Consider the following 15,141-nt stretch of genomic DNA (forward strand, 5'->3'; position numbering starts at 1 on the left):
GGGGAGGGGAGGGGCGGCATGCCCCCTCACCACGCGGACTGCCGCCTTGCCTTCAGCCTCTTCTCCAGGACTGCCGCCTGGCTCCATGCCCCGCCCGGGGACTGCCGCCTGGCTCCATGCCCCGCCCGGGGACGGCCGCCTGGCCAGGGACTGCTCCCGACGGCATGCCCAACCACCCCCCGGAACCACCGCCGGGCAGACCAAGGCGCCCGCCCCTCCTCCCTTCCGTAGCCAGCCTTCCAGCCCGCACCGGGACGAACCGAACCCGGCGACGCGGCCGTCACCATCCGATGCCAAGCCGCCCGCCCCGGAGGTTCAGCGCCTGCCCCGCAGCCAAACCGGATTGGTCATAGCCACCATCGCCCCCGGCAGCCCCGACGCCCCGCCATCCGCAGGCTGCTTGCGCACCTCAGCGCGCACATAGCCGGAGTAGGACGGCGTCGTACGCCACTCCGCCGTCCCCGACCCATCCGCCAGTTCCGTCGCGTAGAGCTGCCCCTCGTCCGTCATGAAGCGCACCTGCGCCCGCGCCGGACCGCCCGTCACCTTCAGCCGCACCGTCACGTCCGCGTCCTCAGCCACCCGCAGCCGGTCGCCGATCCCCGCATGCTCGCCCTGCGGCCCGTACGCGCCGAACTCCACTCCCACATCGGCCGACTCCGCCAGCCAGCTCCGTCCCGCCCTGATGCCGTCGAGCAGCGCCCGCCGCGACAGGTCCTCCGCATGCACCACCGTCTGCGGCAGGCCGACCACCTGCGGCTCCCGATGCGCGTCGCTATTGCCCAGCGCCGGAAGCCACTCGTCCTCGGCGACCAACAGGTTGTCCCAAGCCGCCAGCGCCAGCTCGTCATCGGCCGTCCACGGCCCGTTCCACACCTCCACCGCATCCGCGCCCTCGTACCCGAACTTCCACTGGCACCCAACAAACGGGCAGTTGGGATGCGCCGGCACCACCAGACCACCCGCCCGGTGAATCCGCCGCACATAGCGCTCGTACGCATCGTCAAGCGCCCGATAGCGCCAGTCCACGAACGTCCCCGGCTCCGTCCCCAGCGCCAGGTAGTGACCATTCCGGGTCGTGATCTCCTCACCGCAGAGGATGAGCAGGTCGTCGCCCCACAGCCCATCCCACGCGCCATGCCCCGACGTGGTGTTGTGCTCCGTCGTCGTAATGAAGTCCAGCTTCGCGGCACGCGCCGCGGCCGCCGCCTCCGCAGGCGTGCGCTTCCCGTCGGAGTGCACCGTGTGCAGATGGCAGTCCCCGCGATACCAGGCCCGCCCCCGCCCCCGCGCCCGCTCGGGCGGATACTTCGGCTTCGGAGTGCTGCCCTGCTCTCCGGCCCGCAGGGTGATGGTGACCTCGTAATCCATCCCCTCCGGCGCGATCGTGTACGGCCCGAGCACGACATTCCACGTCCCGGCCCGCACCGGCCCCGCCAGATACGCCGGCGTGGCCTCCTCCGCACTGATCGCGAACTCGGTCCTGCACCCCCCGGACCACCCCCGGAAGCCCTTCCCGCCCAGATCCGTACCGCGCTCGTCGAAGATCCCGATGTCGAGGGCATTGCCCTGCGTCCCCGCCGGGACGGTGGGCTTGTTGTACGTATACGAGACCGCGATCTCGCGCACGCCCTCCGGCACCTCGACCGGCAGATAGACGAAGTCAGGCGCACCGGGATCCAGATGCCCGGCGACCTTACGCGTCTCGTCCCGCCCCTCGGCGGCCCGCGCGAAGCTCACAGGTGCGAGCGTAGCCGCGACCGCCCCGGCCGCCGAGAGTTTGATTACGTCACGTCGTCGCTGCACGGGACCCCCTGGGGTGCGAGTGGCTGGCAGTATTGGTTGGGCTGGCGGACACGGTTGTACGCCGGAGTTACGCGCAAGGGAACGGGGCACGGCGCACTGGCTGTTTTCCGCGCTCGGCGCGACGATGTGCGGCATGCGCATTTCGGTCACGATCTTCCTCACCGACGAGACCATCCGCCCCGTCGAACTCGCCCGCGAGCTCGAGCAGCGCGGCTTTCACGGGCTTTACGTCCCCGAGCACACCCACATCCCCGTCAGCCGCGACACCCCCGCCCCCATGGGCGAGCCGCTGCCGCGCGAATACGGGCGCACCCTCGACCCCTTCGTCGCCCTCGCCCAGGCCGCCGCCGTCACCGACCGCCTGCACCTCGGCACCGGGATCACCCTCATCGCCCAGCACGACCCCATCGACCTGGCCAAGCAGGTCGCCACCCTCGACCACCTCTCCGGCGGCCGCTTCACCCTCGGCCTCGGCTTCGGCTGGAATCGCGAGGAGGCCGCCGACCACGACGTCGACTGGGCCACCCGCCGGGACCTCGGCCGCGACCGGATGGCCGCGATGCGCGCGCTGTGGGCGGCGGAGCCCACGGCCTACGACGGGAAGCACGCCTCGGTACAAGCCAGTTACGCCCACCCCAAGCCCACCCGCGGCGAGCGCGGCCCGCGCACGCTCCTCGGCGGGGCCGCCGGGCCGAAGCTCTTCGCGCACATCGCCGAGTACGGCGACGGCTGGATGCCGATCGGCGGCCGCGGCCTCGCCGAGGCGCTGCCCGAGCTGCGCCGCGTCTGGACGGACGTGGGCCGCGATCCGGCGGCCCTGGAGACGGTGCCGTACGCCACCCGCCCCACCCCCGGCAAGCTCGAGCACTTCGCGTCCCTCGGCGTCGAGGAGGTCGTCGCCCAGCTGCCGTCCGCCGGGCGGGACGAGGTGCTGCGCGCCTTGGACGAGTACGCGCAGTATCTCTGACTCTGGCCGGAGTGTCCGCTCGCCGCTACGTTGGTTCGGAAAGGACGGCAAGCGCCGCGCCTGGCAAGGGGGAAGCATCGTGCCGGAGCAGCCGAACCACGGAGACAGCGACCAGCCGCGGGATCCCTATGTGGGGCCGGATCCCTACGCGAAGCTGCCCCCGCCCCAGGGGGCGGGACTGCCGCAGTATCCCCAGCAGCAGGGCCCGTACGGCGGACCGCAGCCCATGCCGCCCCCGCCGGGCGCGCCGGCCAACGACTCCAAGACGCTGAGCATCATCGCCATCGTGCTCGGCTGCATATCCCTGTTCATCTGCCCGCCCCTCTTCGGCGGCGCCGCACTCGTCTGCGCCATCATCGCCAAGGTGCAGAACCGCCCGCTGAGCACGCCCGCCCTGGTCGTCGCGATCGTCGGCCTGGTCGGCGGCATCGGGATCGGCATCCTGCTCTGGAGCGCCGGCGTCACGTATGGGGCCTGACTTCACCTACGGCAGCTACGGCAGCTACGGCACCTACGGCAGCTGAACCCAGGAAGGCCCCCTGATCAAAAAGGTCCCCACCGCCCTCGGAAGTGTCAGCTCCCGCTCGTACCATCGACGAATGGACGCCTCGGCCTCGGACACGCCCCCCACCGCCAATGCCATGCGCCGCGCGCTGAAGCGGGCCCGCGACGGAGTCGCGCTCAATGTGGAGGAAGCCGCCGTCCTCCTCCGGGCCCGCGGCGACGACCTCGACGATCTCGCCGCGTCCGCCGCGGCGGTACGGGACGCGGGGCTCGCGGCCGCCGGGCGGCCCGGGGTGATCACGTACTCCAAGAGCGTCTTCATCCCGCTCACCCGCCTCTGCCGGGACAAGTGTCACTACTGCACGTTCGTGACCGTGCCGGGCAAGCTGCGGCGGGACGGGCACGGGATGTTCATGTCGCCCGACGAGGTCCTGGACATCTGCCGCCGCGGGGCCGAACTGGGCTGCAAGGAAGCCCTGATCACCCTCGGCGACAAGCCGGAGGACCGCTGGCCGGAGGCGCGCGAGTGGCTGGACGCGCACGGATACGACGACACCATCGCGTACGTCCGGGCCATCTCCATCCGCATCCTGGAGGAGACGGGCCTCCTCCCGCACCTCAACCCCGGCGTCATGTCTTGGACGGACTTCCAGCGGCTGAAGCCCGTATCGCCGTCGATGGGGCTGATGCTGGAGACCAGCGCCACCCGCCTCTGGTCCGAGCCGGGCGGGCCGCATTACGGGTCGCCCGACAAGGAGCCCGCCGTGCGGCTGCGGCACCTGGAGGACGCCGGGCGGTCGTCCGTGCCGCTGACGTCCGGGCTGCTGCTGGGGATCGGGGAGACGGCGGAGGAGCGGGCGGAGTCGGTGTTCGCGCTGCGCCGGGTGGCGCGGGCGTACCACGGCATCCAGGAGCTGATCCTGCAGAACTTCCGCGCCAAGCCGGACACCGCGATGCGCGGCATGCCGGACGCGGAGCTCGACGATCTGGTGGCGACGGTCGCCGTGGCGCGGCACATCATGGGCCCGGCGGGCGCGCTGCAGGCGCCGCCGAATCTGGTCGCGGGGGAGTACGAGCGGCTGATCGGCGCCGGCATCGACGACTGGGGCGGGGTCTCGCCGATCACCATCGACCACGTCAACCCCGAGAAGCCGTGGCCCCAGATCGACGAGCTCGCCGAGCGCTCGGCGGCGGTGGGCTTCGAGCTGGCGGAACGGCTGTGCGTGTATCCGGAGTTCATCCAGCGCGGCGAGCCGTGGCTGGATCCGCGGGTGCTGCCGCACGTGACCGCGCTCGCCGACCCGGAGACGGGCCTCGCGCTGCCGGACGCGCCCGTCGTGGGGCGGCCGTGGCAGGAGCCGGACGGCGGCTTCGAGTCCTTCGCCGCGCAGGGCCGTACGGACCTGCACCGCACGATCGACACCGAGGGGCGCACCGGCGACCGCCGCGACGACTTCGACGAGGTCTACGGCGACTGGGACGCGCTGCGCGAGGCGGCGGCCCCTGGCATGGCCCCGTCGCGCATCGACGCGGACGTGCGCGCGGCCCTGAAGCAGGCCGCCGACGACCCGACGCGCCTGACGGACGACGCCGCCCTCGCCCTCCTGCACGCGGAAGGCCCGGCCCTCGACGCCCTCTGCCGGATAGCGGATGAGCTGCGCCGCGACGTGGTCGGCGACGACGTGACCTACATCGTCACGCGGAACATCAACTTCACCAACGTCTGCTACACCGGCTGCCGCTTCTGCGCCTTCGCGCAGCGGCGTACGGACGCGGACGCCTACACCCTGTCGCTGGACCAGGTCGCCGACCGGGCCGAGCAGGCCTGGGACGTCGGCGCGGTCGAGGTCTGCATGCAGGGCGGCATCCACCCGGACCTGCCGGGCACGGCGTATTTCGACATCGCGCGGGCGGTGAAGGAGCGGGTGCCGGGCATGCATGTGCACGCCTTCTCGCCGATGGAGGTGGTCAACGGGGCGTCCCGTACGAACATGTCCATCCGCGACTGGCTGGCGGCGGCGAAGGAGGCCGGTCTCGACTCCATCCCCGGCACGGCGGCGGAGATCCTCGACGACGAGGTCCGCTGGATCCTGACGAAGGGCAAGCTGCCGACGGCCGACTGGATCAAGGTGGTGACGACGGCCCACGAGCTCGGCCTGCGCTCCTCCTCCACGATGATGTACGGACATGTGGACCAGCCCCGCCACTGGCTCGCCCACCTCCGCCTGCTGGCGCGGCTGCAGCAGCAGAGCGGCGGCTTCACGGAGTTCGTCACGCTCCCGTTCATCCACACCAACGCCCCGGTCTACCTGGCCGGCATCGCCCGACCGGGCCCGACGATGCGCGACAACCGCGCGGTGACGGCGATGGCCCGGCTGCTCCTCCACCCGCACATCACCAACATCCAGACAAGCTGGGTGAAGCTGGGCACCGAGGGCGCGGCGCAGATGCTCCGCAGCGGCGCCAACGACCTCGGCGGCACCCTGATGGAGGAGACGATCTCGAGGATGGCGGGCTCGTCGTACGGCTCGTACCGCTCGGTGAAGGACCTGGAGGCGATCGCCGAGGCGGCAGGCCGCCCGTCGAAGCCGCGCACGACGCTCTACGGCGAGGTCCCGGAGGAGCGCGTCAGCGCGGCCCGGGCGTCGGACGGACACCTGCCGGAGCTGCTGCCCATCGCAGACGCCTGACCCCGACCAGCCCAGTCCCTCGACCGCCCCTGGTCGATTACGCTTCGCGGATGACCGTCCCAGGCAGTCATCCGACGGAAGGGGCCCGAGTATGACGGAGCCGCCCGCGCAGCCGCCGACGCCGCCGGCGCAGCCGCCCCGTACCGCCTGGGGGCGCTCCGAGCAGCAGGACTTCCGCAGCCGAGTCCGCGGCTGCCTGCTCGGCGGAGCGATGGGGGACGCCCTGGGCGCCGGCATCGAGTTCGACTCCCTGGAGGCGATCCGGTCGGCCCACGGCCAGGAGGGCGTCACCGGCTACGTCCCGGCCTACGGCCGCCAGGCAGGTGCCATCACCGACGACACCCAGATGACCCTCTTCACCTGCGACGGCCTCATCAGGGCCCACGTCCGCCGCGACGCCGGCGGCTGGCACCCGCCCACCGACCTGCACGCCGCCTACCGCCGCTGGTACGCCACCCAGAACGACTGGGGCCCCGACGAGCGCAAGGACAGCGACGGCTGGCTCGCCCGCGAGGAGTGGCTCTACAGCCGCCGCGCCCCCGGCAACGCCTGCCTGGCAGGGCTCGCCGGCGGCCGCATGGGCACCATGGAGAAGCCCAAGAACCCCGACTCCAAGGGCTGCGGCGCCGTCATGCGCTCCGCGCCCTTCGGCCTGCTGATCGGCTGGGAGCCGCGGCTGGTCTTCCAGCTCGCCGGCGAGTGCGCGGTCCACACCCACGGCCACCCCACCGGGCACCTGGCGGCGAGCGCCTTCGCCGTCATCGTGCACGGCCTGGTCCGCGGCGCGTCGTTGCCCACGGCCGTACAGACGGCGCTGCAGCTGCTCGCGAACCGTCCGGGGCACGAGGAGACCACCGCCGCCCTGCAGGCCGCGCTCGCCGCCGTACGGGCCGGGCTGCCGACACCCGAGCGCCTGGAGTCCCTCGGCGAGGGCTGGACGGCCGAGGAGGCCCTGGGGATGGGCGTCTACGCGGCCCTGGCCGGCGAGGACATTCGCAGCGCACTCCTCCTCGCCGTGAACCACGGCGGCGACTCCGACTCCACCGGCTCCATCTGCGGCAATCTCCTCGGCACCATGCACGGCGACACGGCCCTCCCCCCGGAATGGCTCCCGGAGCTGGAGGGCCGCGCCACGATGCTGGAACTCGCGGACGACTTCGCCCTGGAGATGACCCACGGCCAGTCGCTGCACGCGACCGAGGGCTGGCTTACGCGGTACCCCCGGTGAGCTTCTTCGTCTCGACGGGCTCCGCGGGTGCCGGCACGGCGGCCGCGGCCGCGGCGTCGTCATCGTCGCTGTCGTTGATACGGGCCAGCACCGCGTCCCGCTCCGGGGTGTCCTCCGGCTTGATGTAGCCGATCGCGATGTACAGGATCAGCGACACCGCCAGCGGGATCGACACCTGGTACTCCAGCGGCACACCCGCGCCGCCGTCCTCGCTCAGCTGCCAGTGGATCGGGTAGTTGACCAGCCAGAAGGCGATGAGCCCCGCACCCCAGCTGACCAGTGCCGCCGTCGGCCCGGACTTCCGGAAGTTCCTGAGCATGCCCAGCATGAACGGGATCGCGATCGGCCCCATCAGCCCGGCCACCCACTTGATGACGACCGTGATGATGTCCTTGAACGTGGGCGAGTTGACCTGCGTGGCGATCGCCATCGACAGGCCCAGGAACACGACCGTCGTGACCCGCGCCGCGATCAGCCCGCCCCGGTTCGACCACCCGCGCGCCTTCTTCGACAGCACCGGCGCGACATCCCGCGTGAACACGGCCGCGATGGCGTTGGCGTCGGAGGAGCACATGGCCATCGTGTGCGAGAAGAACCCGACCACGACCAGGCCGAGCAGCCCGTGCGGCAGCAGCTGCTCGGTCAGCAGCCCGTACGAGTCCGAGCCGTCCGGCTTCTTGGCGTCCACCAGCAGCGGCGACATCCACATCGGGAAGAACAGCACGACCGGCCAGACCAGCCACAGAATCGCCGACAGCCGCGCCGAGCGCTCCGCCTCCTTGGCGTTGGCCGTGGCCATGTAGCGCTGCGCCTGGTTCCACATGCCGCCGTTGTACTCGAAGAGCTTGATGAACAGGAACGCCAGCAGGAAGATCGTTCCGTACGGCCCGACCAGCGGATCCGCGTGCCCCTGCAGCTCCGGCTCGTCCCAGACGCCGAAGAAGCCGCCGTGGTCGCCGAGTTCGGCCACCACCGCCACGAACATCGCCACACCGGCCAGCAGCTGGATCACGAACTGCCCCAGCTCGGTGAGCGCGTCCGCCCACAGCCCGCCGACGGTGCAGTAGATCGCGGTGACGCCGCCGGTGATGATGATCCCCTGGGTCAGGGTCACACCCGTGAACACGCTCAAGAGCGTGGCGATGGCCGCCCACTTGGCGCCGACGTCGACGATCTTCAGCAGCATCCCGGACCAGGCGAGCGCCTGCTGGGTCGGGATGTTGTAGCGGTTCTTGAGGTATTCCAGCGGCGAGGCGACGTGCAGCCGCGAGCGCAGCCGGTTCAGCCGCGGCGCGAACAGCTTGGAGCCGATCGCGATGCCGATGGCGATGGGAAAGGACCAGGTGACGAAGGACGTCACGCCGTATGTGTAGGCGATGCCGGCGTAACCGGTGAACATCACCGCGCTGTAGCCGGACATGTGGTGCGAGATGCCGGACAGCCACCAGGGCATCTTGCCGCCGGCCGTGAAGAAGTCGCTGACGTTGGACACCCGCTTGTGCGACCAGATGCCGATGGCCGTCATCACCGCGAAGTACGCGATGAGCACAGCCCAGTCGAGACCGTTCATGCCCCCTCCAGGGGTCGGGCGATGGGGTGGGTGCACTTCGCGGGATGGGAGGGATTGAACAGCCGTACGGCGGCAGGGGTCAAGACCTATGACGGTCATGTACGTGAACGAAGCTCAGCTTCCTGAACGATTTTACCGTCACTTGACCATTGCACGCGTTGTCCCGGACATGACCGGGGCCACACCATGGGCAGCGCACTTCGCTTGCAGAGAAGGTCAGTTGAGCGGTCCGCCGGTTGCGGGACCGGCGCCGCTCGCGGAAGGGGGCTCCCGGCTACCTCATCAACTCGCCGGCGTTCACCAGGATCGACTGCCCGGTGATCGCGCGCGCCCGGTCCGAGGCCAGGAAGATGGCGGCCTCGGCCACGTCCCCGTCGGTCGCCAGCTCCGGCAGCGCCATCCGCTTCGCGAGCCGGCCCAGCACCTCGTCCTCGGGCACCCCCTCGGACTGCGCGGCGAACTGCACGTATCCCTGCACCGGCGGGCCCCACATCCAGCCCGGCTGCACGGTGTTGACCCGGATACGGTGCGGACCCAGCTCGCGGGCGAGGCTGTACATGGCCGAAACCAGCCCGCCCTTCGAGGCGGCATACGCGGCCTGCCGCACCTCGCTCGGCGCGGCCACGGACGACTGCGTGCCGATGAAGCACACCGAGCCGCCGCGCTCCTTCAGCGCGGGCAGGCAGGCGCGGGCCATCCGCAGGCTGCCGAGCAGATTGACGTCGACCACGCGCCGCCAGGTGTCGAAGTCCGCGTCCTCGAGACCGCCGAACTCGGTGTCGAGGGCGGCCACCTGGACGATCGCGTCGATCCCGCCGAAGCGCTCGACGGCCAGCCCGGCGAGCGCCCGGCACTGCTCCTCGTCGGCGATGTCGGTCGCCCGCCAGGCGGTGCGCGCACCCCCCGGATCGATCTCGGCCGCGGTCTTCTCCAGCCGCTCGGCCTTCCGGGCGCCGAGCACCACGTTGGCCCCGTCGCGCAGCGCCGCGACCGCGACCTGCTTGCCGAGCCCCGGCCCGACGCCGGTTACCAGCACGGTCTTGCCCTCGAGCAGCGTCATCGCGGCGACCTCCGGCACAACTCTGGTGTCTGATCTGACGGTCCGTCAGAGTAGAGCAGGCCGAGCGAAGGAGGAAGCGCAGTGACTGCTGAGATGTACGGCGAGCTGGCCGCCACCGGGCCGTACGGGGTCCGCCCCGGCCACGCCCTGATCACCATGGTCGAGCCGCACCCCGGCCACGAATACGCGTACAACCGCTGGTACGAGGACGACCACTACATCGCCGGCGCGATGGCGATGCCCTGGATCTTCGCGGGCCGCCGCTGGGTCGCCACCCGCGACCTGCAACACCTGCGCTACCCGGACAAGTCGGCGGTCGCCGAGCCGGTCACGACCGGCTGCTACATCTCGGTCTACTGGATCACCGAAGGCCGCTACGACGAGCACATGCGCTGGACGGTCGGCATCAACAAGCGCCTCAACCGCGACGCCCGCGTCTACCGCGACCGCACCCACGTCTTCACGGCCTTCCAGGACCACGCCGCGACCATCTACCGCGACGGCGCCGCGGGCCCGCGCGACTTCCACGCGCTGGACCACCCGTACAGCGGGCTGATCGTCCAGGTCATCGACGCAGAAGACGCGGCGCAGCGCGAGGAGTTGCTGGAATGGCTGCGCGCCAAGCACCTGCCGCGCCGCCTCGCCGGCACCCCGACGGCCATGGTTACGGCCTTCAAGCCGACCCCGCTGCCGGGCGACCGGATGTCGTATGTGAAGCAGGTCGAGGGCGTCGACAACCGCCTCACCCTGCTGTGGTTCCTGGAGACCGACCCGCGCGAGGCATGGGAGGCGCACTACGCGGACCTCGACGCGGGCGTGACGGAAGCGGGCCTGGGGAGGACGGAGTTGGTAGCCCCCTTCATCCCGACGGTGCCGGGGACGGACCGCTACGTGGATGAGCTGCGCTGAGCGGGGGTCTGGGGGCCTCGCCCCCAGGTTCTTTGAGTAGCGGACCCCAGCACAGCGCAGCGTATGGCCGAGCCCCCTCGGCCGGGACGGCGGACCAGTCGAGAGGGCTCTTCAGTTACTGCCGATATTGCGGGTTCTGCCATGTGCTGTGGTGACTCCTTGCGGAGGTGGGGTCAGACGGTGCCGAACGTGCCGTTCCTCACCTCGTGCACGAAAGCCGTCCACGACTCCGGGTCGAAGCCGAGCGCCGGGCCTTCCGGGTCCTTCGAGTCACGAACCGCGACCTTCCCGGGGGTCGGCGACTTGATCTCCACGCACGCACCATTGCCGGCTGAGTAGGACGACTTGGTCCACTGCTCCGTGGCGCCTTCCTGAATTGCCATGTTCGCTCCGGTTCTTGCCTGTTGGGTGTTGCTCGATCGGATCGGATACGGCGCCAATCAGATGCTGTGCCTATCTGTTCATTGGCGCGCGCGAACGACGCTACCGCCCAACATCATGCGGAGAAGATGACTTTCACCCGACCGGATGGCATATTCCAGCTGCCTCTTCCGCCGCCGCCAGGCGGAGGTGTACGGTGCCCGACACTCGCGTACCCGCAGCTGGAACGATCATTCATCCGGACTGCCGCGCGTACTTCTTCGCCTGCTCGGAGATCATTTTCCGAGTCTCCTCGGCATTCAGCGCCTGAGCCCGCAGATGCTCGTACATCATGCTGTAACTCTGCACGTCATTGGGCTTCTCGAGATACAGGTCGCTGGTGACGCCCTCGAGATAGACCACCGAGGAATCCGTCGCCTCGGGGAATTCCAAGATCGCATACTGCCCGGTGACTCCCGGGTGCGCGCCCACGCCGAACGGCATGACCTGGACCGTGACATGGGGATACTGCGAGACCTCGATGAGATGGTCGAGCTGCTCGCGCATGATCGCGTCATTGCCCACCTTGCGGTGCAGCGCCGACTCGTCGATCACGGTCCACAGCCGCAGCGGTGGCTCACCGTCGCTGCCCTGTATGCGCTCCTGCCGCCGCATCCGCACCTGCACCCGCTTGTCGACGTCGGCCTGCGAGATCTCCGGCAGCGCGCCGGCGATGACGGCCTCGGCGTAATCGCGGGTCTGCAGCAGCCCGGGCACGATCAGCGACTCGTAGATCCGCAGGCTGGTGGCGTCCGTCTCCAGGCCGATGTAGACGGAATACGGCATGTCGCCGAAGGCGTGCCACCAGCCCTGCTGGCGGGAGTCCTTGGCCATCTGCATCAGGGAGTCGACGACGCGGCGGTCCTCGACCTCGTAGACGCCGCAGAGGTCGCGGACGTCGCGCTGGCTGATGGAGCGGCGGCCGTTCTCGAGGCGGCTGATCTTGGACTGGGAGACCAGCAGGCGCTCGGCCACCTCTTCCGCCGTCATCCCCTTGAGCTCGCGGAGACGTCGCAGCTCCTGACCCAGGCGGCGGCGCCTGACAGTGGGATTGACGTTGGACGGCAAGGGAGTTGCCACCTCCGGAGGCTGATGAACTGATTCTTGTTCAGCAGCCTGCCACCACCGGTCGCCGATCGCCCCGTAAACGGCCTGATACCCCTGGAAAACGCGGAAAAAGAGCCCTGTCCAGTCAGAGGACTTGACTGGACAGGGCTCCTGCGGCTCCCGAACCGGGTCTGTCGCCGTGGTGCTGACCTGCTGTGACGCTGATTTTTTCGGTGTGGTGCCAAGTGGTGCATTTGATGCTTGGTGTCCGAGCCTTGCCTGATGCGTTTACTGCCTGTTGCTTCCGCGGTACCTCAGCGCACCGCGGTCGCCCGGATCATGCCCGGACGCCGTGACTGCGCAGGCATCCCCGCGGGCTCCGCGACCGCGGACCTGAGACCGGCCGGCTTGCGGCTGCCTCCGGCCGGGGCGCGGCGTGGCTGGGCGGCGACGCCGTTCTGGACGTCCATCACCGCGTGGGCCACGAGACCGCCCATCGGGTCGTGCCTGATCAGATCCCGCAGCCTGGAGCGTGAGGACCGCCCCTCGTTGCCGGGATAGAGGTGCTTGCCGAGCCCGATGGCGTGCGCCAGCGCGGCAAGCGCGGCGGTCCGCGGGTCCGGCGGTACGCCGGTGCGGATCGCACTGTCCAGCCGGGCTCTGATCTCCCGGCTTATGGCTGTCTCCGTCGCCTGGTAGCGCGTCGTGGGCAGCACCCCGCACATCTGGCCGGTGACGGCGGACACCATGCCGCACCGTTCGAGATGTGAGAGATAGGTCTGGCGCAGCCCCAGGCGGGGTCCGCCAATCCAGTTGACCGCCCGCACCGGGCTGCCGCGGCGGCGCAGCAACTCGAGCGCGTGATCCAGGGTCGGATCTCCTGTCGGCCGTGGCAGCACCACGGCGATACGATCCCCATCAGGGGCTATCCGTCCGGCCAGGGCCAGCTCTACTAGCTGCGCTCCAGCCAGACCAAGGTCAAGCGACTGCGGCTGCGCTGTGGTACCCGTGGCCGGGTCCAAAGCGAGCAGCAGAAGCTCCTCCGGAATGGTTCTGCGGCTCCTGCCCATCCATGCCTCCCCGCGTGGATGTACGACAGGGTGACCCCTCTCACATTCATCTGTCGAGAGTGCGTGTCGGGAATGGACGGGAACCTCTAGGTATGTCGTTGTCGTCCTACGGGGCGAGCGGGGCTTTTCGGCCCCGCTTGCGCGAGCCCCGTATCGTGGGGCGTTCGGGGAGTCGGACGGACGACCGACTGGGCGACGCGGGCGAGACGTCTTACGAGGAGGGCATCGGTGGCGGGCGAGACCCCCGGCAAGTCTGGGCAGCGACGATCGTCGGGGGCGACGAGCGGCAAGGCGCGCGATCCGCGTCTCGAGATGACGACGGAACGCGAGGCGGCCGACGCCGCCGAGGGCGTGGACGCGGACGAGCGGGTGGGTGGTTCCGCGCCCGGCGAGAATGCGCCTGCGGCGCGGCAGGACTCGAGGACGATGGTGTTGCCGGGGGCGCGGGATGCGGATGCCGCCGGGGAGGCGGATGGGGCTGAGTCTGCGGCTGGGGCCGATGCTGAGGCGGGGTCCGATGCCACGTCCGACTCCGGGGCCGGCTCTGAGGGCGATGGGACCGAGGCTGGCGCGACCGCGGCTGAGGCGACCGGGTCCGAGACTTCCGCGACCGCGGCTGAGGCGACCGGGTCCGAGACTTCCGCGACTGAGGCGGCCGCCGCCGGGAGCGAGGCGGATGAGGCCGGGGGCGAGGCGAGCACCGCTGCCGATGCCCCCGTTCGTGACAGGAAGACGGCCACCATCCGGGTCGCCGAGCCCGAGCCGGACAACGAGCGGCTGCGCGCGGCCGTGGCCGCCTGGGTGGCCCAGGCAGGCGACGGCGACGACGAGACGGACGCAGACGCCACCGACGACACCGCGAACGGCTCCGCGGACACCGGCACGCCGGCCCGCCCGATAACCGCGCTCACCCGAGCCTTCCGCCCCGCCCCCACGGAGCCGACCGAGTCGGACGATTCGGAGCCGGCGGAGCCGAAGGCGGAGAAGACGGAACCTGAGCCTGAGGCTGCAGCGGCGGCTGACGCTGAGGACGAGGTCGCCGCGGCGGCCGACACCCAGACTGAGACCGAGCGCGAAGACGTGGCCCCGGCTGCCGACAGCGCGCCCCAGCCCGAGGATGCGGCCGCCGACACCAAGCCCGAGCCGGAGGACGCGCCCTCGGCGCCTGGCACCAAGGCCGAGCCCGAGGACACGGCCCCGGCGGCCGGCGCCAAGGCTGCGAGCGCGGCTGGTGCTGGTGCTGGTGCCAAGGCTGACGAGAAGCCGGAGCCGGTTGCGCCCGCCACCAGGGACACCCCGACCACCGCCTTCCGCGCCACGGGTCCCGTAGCGGACGAGAAGGCGGGCGACGAGCCCAAGGCGGACGCCAAGCCGCAGCGCGACGCCGATACGGCGAAAAGCGCCGCCGCGGCAGAGGCCCCCGCCGACAAGACGGACGACGCGAAGTCGGGCGACACGGACAAGCCCGCCGAGCCCCCGGCCAAGACCTCGCTGCCGACCCGAACCGCCGGAGCGACGGCTGCCGCAGACGCCAAGAAGCCCGGCACCGACCAGCCCGCCGCCGAAGGCGACGCCGCTGCGGCCGAGCCTGCGGCCCGCAAGGCTGCGGACGAGGACTCCGCCGCCGAGCCTGGTGCGGAGAAGCCCGCGACCGCCAAGCCGGACGAGCCCGCGGCTGAAAAGCCCGCCACCAAGCCTGTCGCCGACAAGCCCGCAGCCGACAAGCCTGCCGCCGCGCAGCCGCCTGCGGCACCGCCCGCGGCCGAAAAGCCCGCGACCAAGCCCGCGCCCCAGAAGCCCGCGGCCGCGCAGCCGCCTGCCGCGCAGCCCGCGACCGAAAAGCCCGCCGCCGCGCAGCCCGCCGTCCCCC

At 70.9% G+C, this 15,141-nt stretch carries 11 protein-coding genes and 1 pseudogene; 6 read left to right on the top strand and 6 right to left on the bottom strand.

Going from position 1 to position 15,141, the window contains the following annotated elements; translation table 11 throughout:
- Window positions 1-315: 315 nt before the first annotated feature.
- Entirely contained in the window at window positions 316-1,806 is a 1,491-nt protein-coding gene (locus tag G5C51_RS31735) for a CehA/McbA family metallohydrolase (RefSeq protein WP_420824879.1), read from the bottom strand.
- 133 nt (window positions 1,807-1,939) lie between these two features.
- Between G5C51_RS31735 and G5C51_RS31740 the strand changes: the two genes are divergently transcribed.
- The 4 genes from G5C51_RS31740 (at window position 1,940) to G5C51_RS31755 (ending at window position 7,195) form a co-directional block, all read left to right on the top strand.
- A complete protein-coding gene (locus tag G5C51_RS31740; RefSeq protein WP_165242425.1) occupies window positions 1,940-2,773 on the top strand; it encodes a TIGR03619 family F420-dependent LLM class oxidoreductase in 834 nt (277 codons plus the stop codon).
- Window positions 2,774-2,852: 79 nt separating this feature from the next.
- Window positions 2,853-3,251 carry a hypothetical protein gene (locus G5C51_RS43365; protein ID WP_165242427.1) on the top strand — a complete coding sequence of 133 codons (399 nt, stop codon included), beginning with the start codon at window positions 2,853-2,855 and terminating at the stop codon, window positions 3,249-3,251.
- A 121-nt stretch (window positions 3,252-3,372) separates the two neighbouring features.
- Window positions 3,373-5,967, top strand: coding sequence for a bifunctional FO biosynthesis protein CofGH (locus G5C51_RS31750; RefSeq protein WP_165242429.1), 2,595 nt, complete (start codon window positions 3,373-3,375; stop codon window positions 5,965-5,967).
- 91 nt (window positions 5,968-6,058) lie between these two features.
- The gene (locus tag G5C51_RS31755; RefSeq protein ID WP_165242431.1) at window positions 6,059-7,195 is read left to right on the top strand and encodes an ADP-ribosylglycohydrolase family protein; all 1,137 of its coding nucleotides are present in this window, start codon (window positions 6,059-6,061) and stop codon (window positions 7,193-7,195) included.
- Here the strand turns inward: G5C51_RS31755 and G5C51_RS31760 are convergent.
- Both G5C51_RS31760 and G5C51_RS31765 read right to left on the bottom strand, forming a co-directional pair.
- A complete protein-coding gene (locus tag G5C51_RS31760) occupies window positions 7,176-8,765 on the bottom strand; it encodes a sodium:solute symporter family protein (protein ID WP_165242433.1) in 1,590 nt (529 codons plus the stop codon). The genes G5C51_RS31755 and G5C51_RS31760 overlap by 20 nt on opposite strands.
- A 274-nt stretch (window positions 8,766-9,039) precedes the next feature.
- Complete coding sequence (locus G5C51_RS31765; protein ID WP_165242435.1) at window positions 9,040-9,825, bottom strand: SDR family oxidoreductase; 786 nt, start codon at window positions 9,823-9,825, stop codon at window positions 9,040-9,042.
- Between the two features lie 93 nt (window positions 9,826-9,918).
- On the opposite strand from G5C51_RS31765, the gene G5C51_RS31770 reads away from it, so the two are divergent.
- Window positions 9,919-10,734: a hypothetical protein gene (locus G5C51_RS31770; protein ID WP_165242443.1), complete on the top strand. Its 816-nt coding sequence runs from the start codon at window positions 9,919-9,921 to the stop codon at window positions 10,732-10,734.
- A 173-nt stretch (window positions 10,735-10,907) separates the two neighbouring features.
- Here G5C51_RS31770 and G5C51_RS31775 read toward each other — a convergent pair whose 3' ends face one another.
- The 3 genes from G5C51_RS31775 to G5C51_RS31785 form a co-directional block, all read right to left on the bottom strand.
- A complete protein-coding gene (locus G5C51_RS31775; protein ID WP_165242437.1) occupies window positions 10,908-11,117 on the bottom strand; it encodes a DUF397 domain-containing protein in 210 nt (69 codons plus the stop codon).
- Between the two features lie 232 nt (window positions 11,118-11,349).
- Window positions 11,350-12,222 (bottom strand): helix-turn-helix domain-containing protein, encoded by an 873-nt coding sequence (locus tag G5C51_RS31780; protein WP_165242445.1) that lies wholly within the window; start codon window positions 12,220-12,222, stop codon window positions 11,350-11,352.
- Window positions 12,223-12,515: 293 nt separating this feature from the next.
- Window positions 12,516-13,271: a GOLPH3/VPS74 family protein gene (locus G5C51_RS31785; protein WP_165242439.1), complete on the bottom strand. Its 756-nt coding sequence runs from the start codon at window positions 13,269-13,271 to the stop codon at window positions 12,516-12,518.
- 228 nt (window positions 13,272-13,499) lie between these two features.
- Between G5C51_RS31785 and G5C51_RS31790 the strand changes: the two are divergent.
- A pseudogene (locus G5C51_RS31790) lies at window positions 13,500-15,141 on the top strand (hypothetical protein); the annotation flags it as partial.

This window comes from Streptomyces coryli (assembly GCF_011044975.1).
Classification (GTDB): domain Bacteria; phylum Actinomycetota; class Actinomycetes; order Streptomycetales; family Streptomycetaceae; genus Streptomyces; species Streptomyces coryli.

Excerpts from the sequence above, each read along its gene's own strand:
- G5C51_RS31740 (WP_165242425.1), top strand. The coding sequence starts at position 1,940 with ATGCGCATTTCGGTCACGATCTTCCTCACCGACGAGACCATCCGCCCC.
- G5C51_RS31750 (WP_165242429.1), top strand. The coding sequence starts at position 3,373 with ATGGACGCCTCGGCCTCGGACACGCCCCCCACCGCCAATGCCATGCGC.
- G5C51_RS31755 (WP_165242431.1), top strand. The coding sequence starts at position 6,059 with ATGACGGAGCCGCCCGCGCAGCCGCCGACGCCGCCGGCGCAGCCGCCC.
- G5C51_RS31760 (WP_165242433.1), bottom strand. The coding sequence starts at position 8,765 with ATGAACGGTCTCGACTGGGCTGTGCTCATCGCGTACTTCGCGGTGATG.
- G5C51_RS31765 (WP_165242435.1), bottom strand. The coding sequence starts at position 9,825 with ATGACGCTGCTCGAGGGCAAGACCGTGCTGGTAACCGGCGTCGGGCCG.
- G5C51_RS31770 (WP_165242443.1), top strand. The coding sequence starts at position 9,919 with ATGTACGGCGAGCTGGCCGCCACCGGGCCGTACGGGGTCCGCCCCGGC.
- G5C51_RS31775 (WP_165242437.1), bottom strand. The coding sequence starts at position 11,117 with ATGGCAATTCAGGAAGGCGCCACGGAGCAGTGGACCAAGTCGTCCTAC.
- G5C51_RS31785 (WP_165242439.1), bottom strand. The coding sequence starts at position 13,271 with ATGGGCAGGAGCCGCAGAACCATTCCGGAGGAGCTTCTGCTGCTCGCT.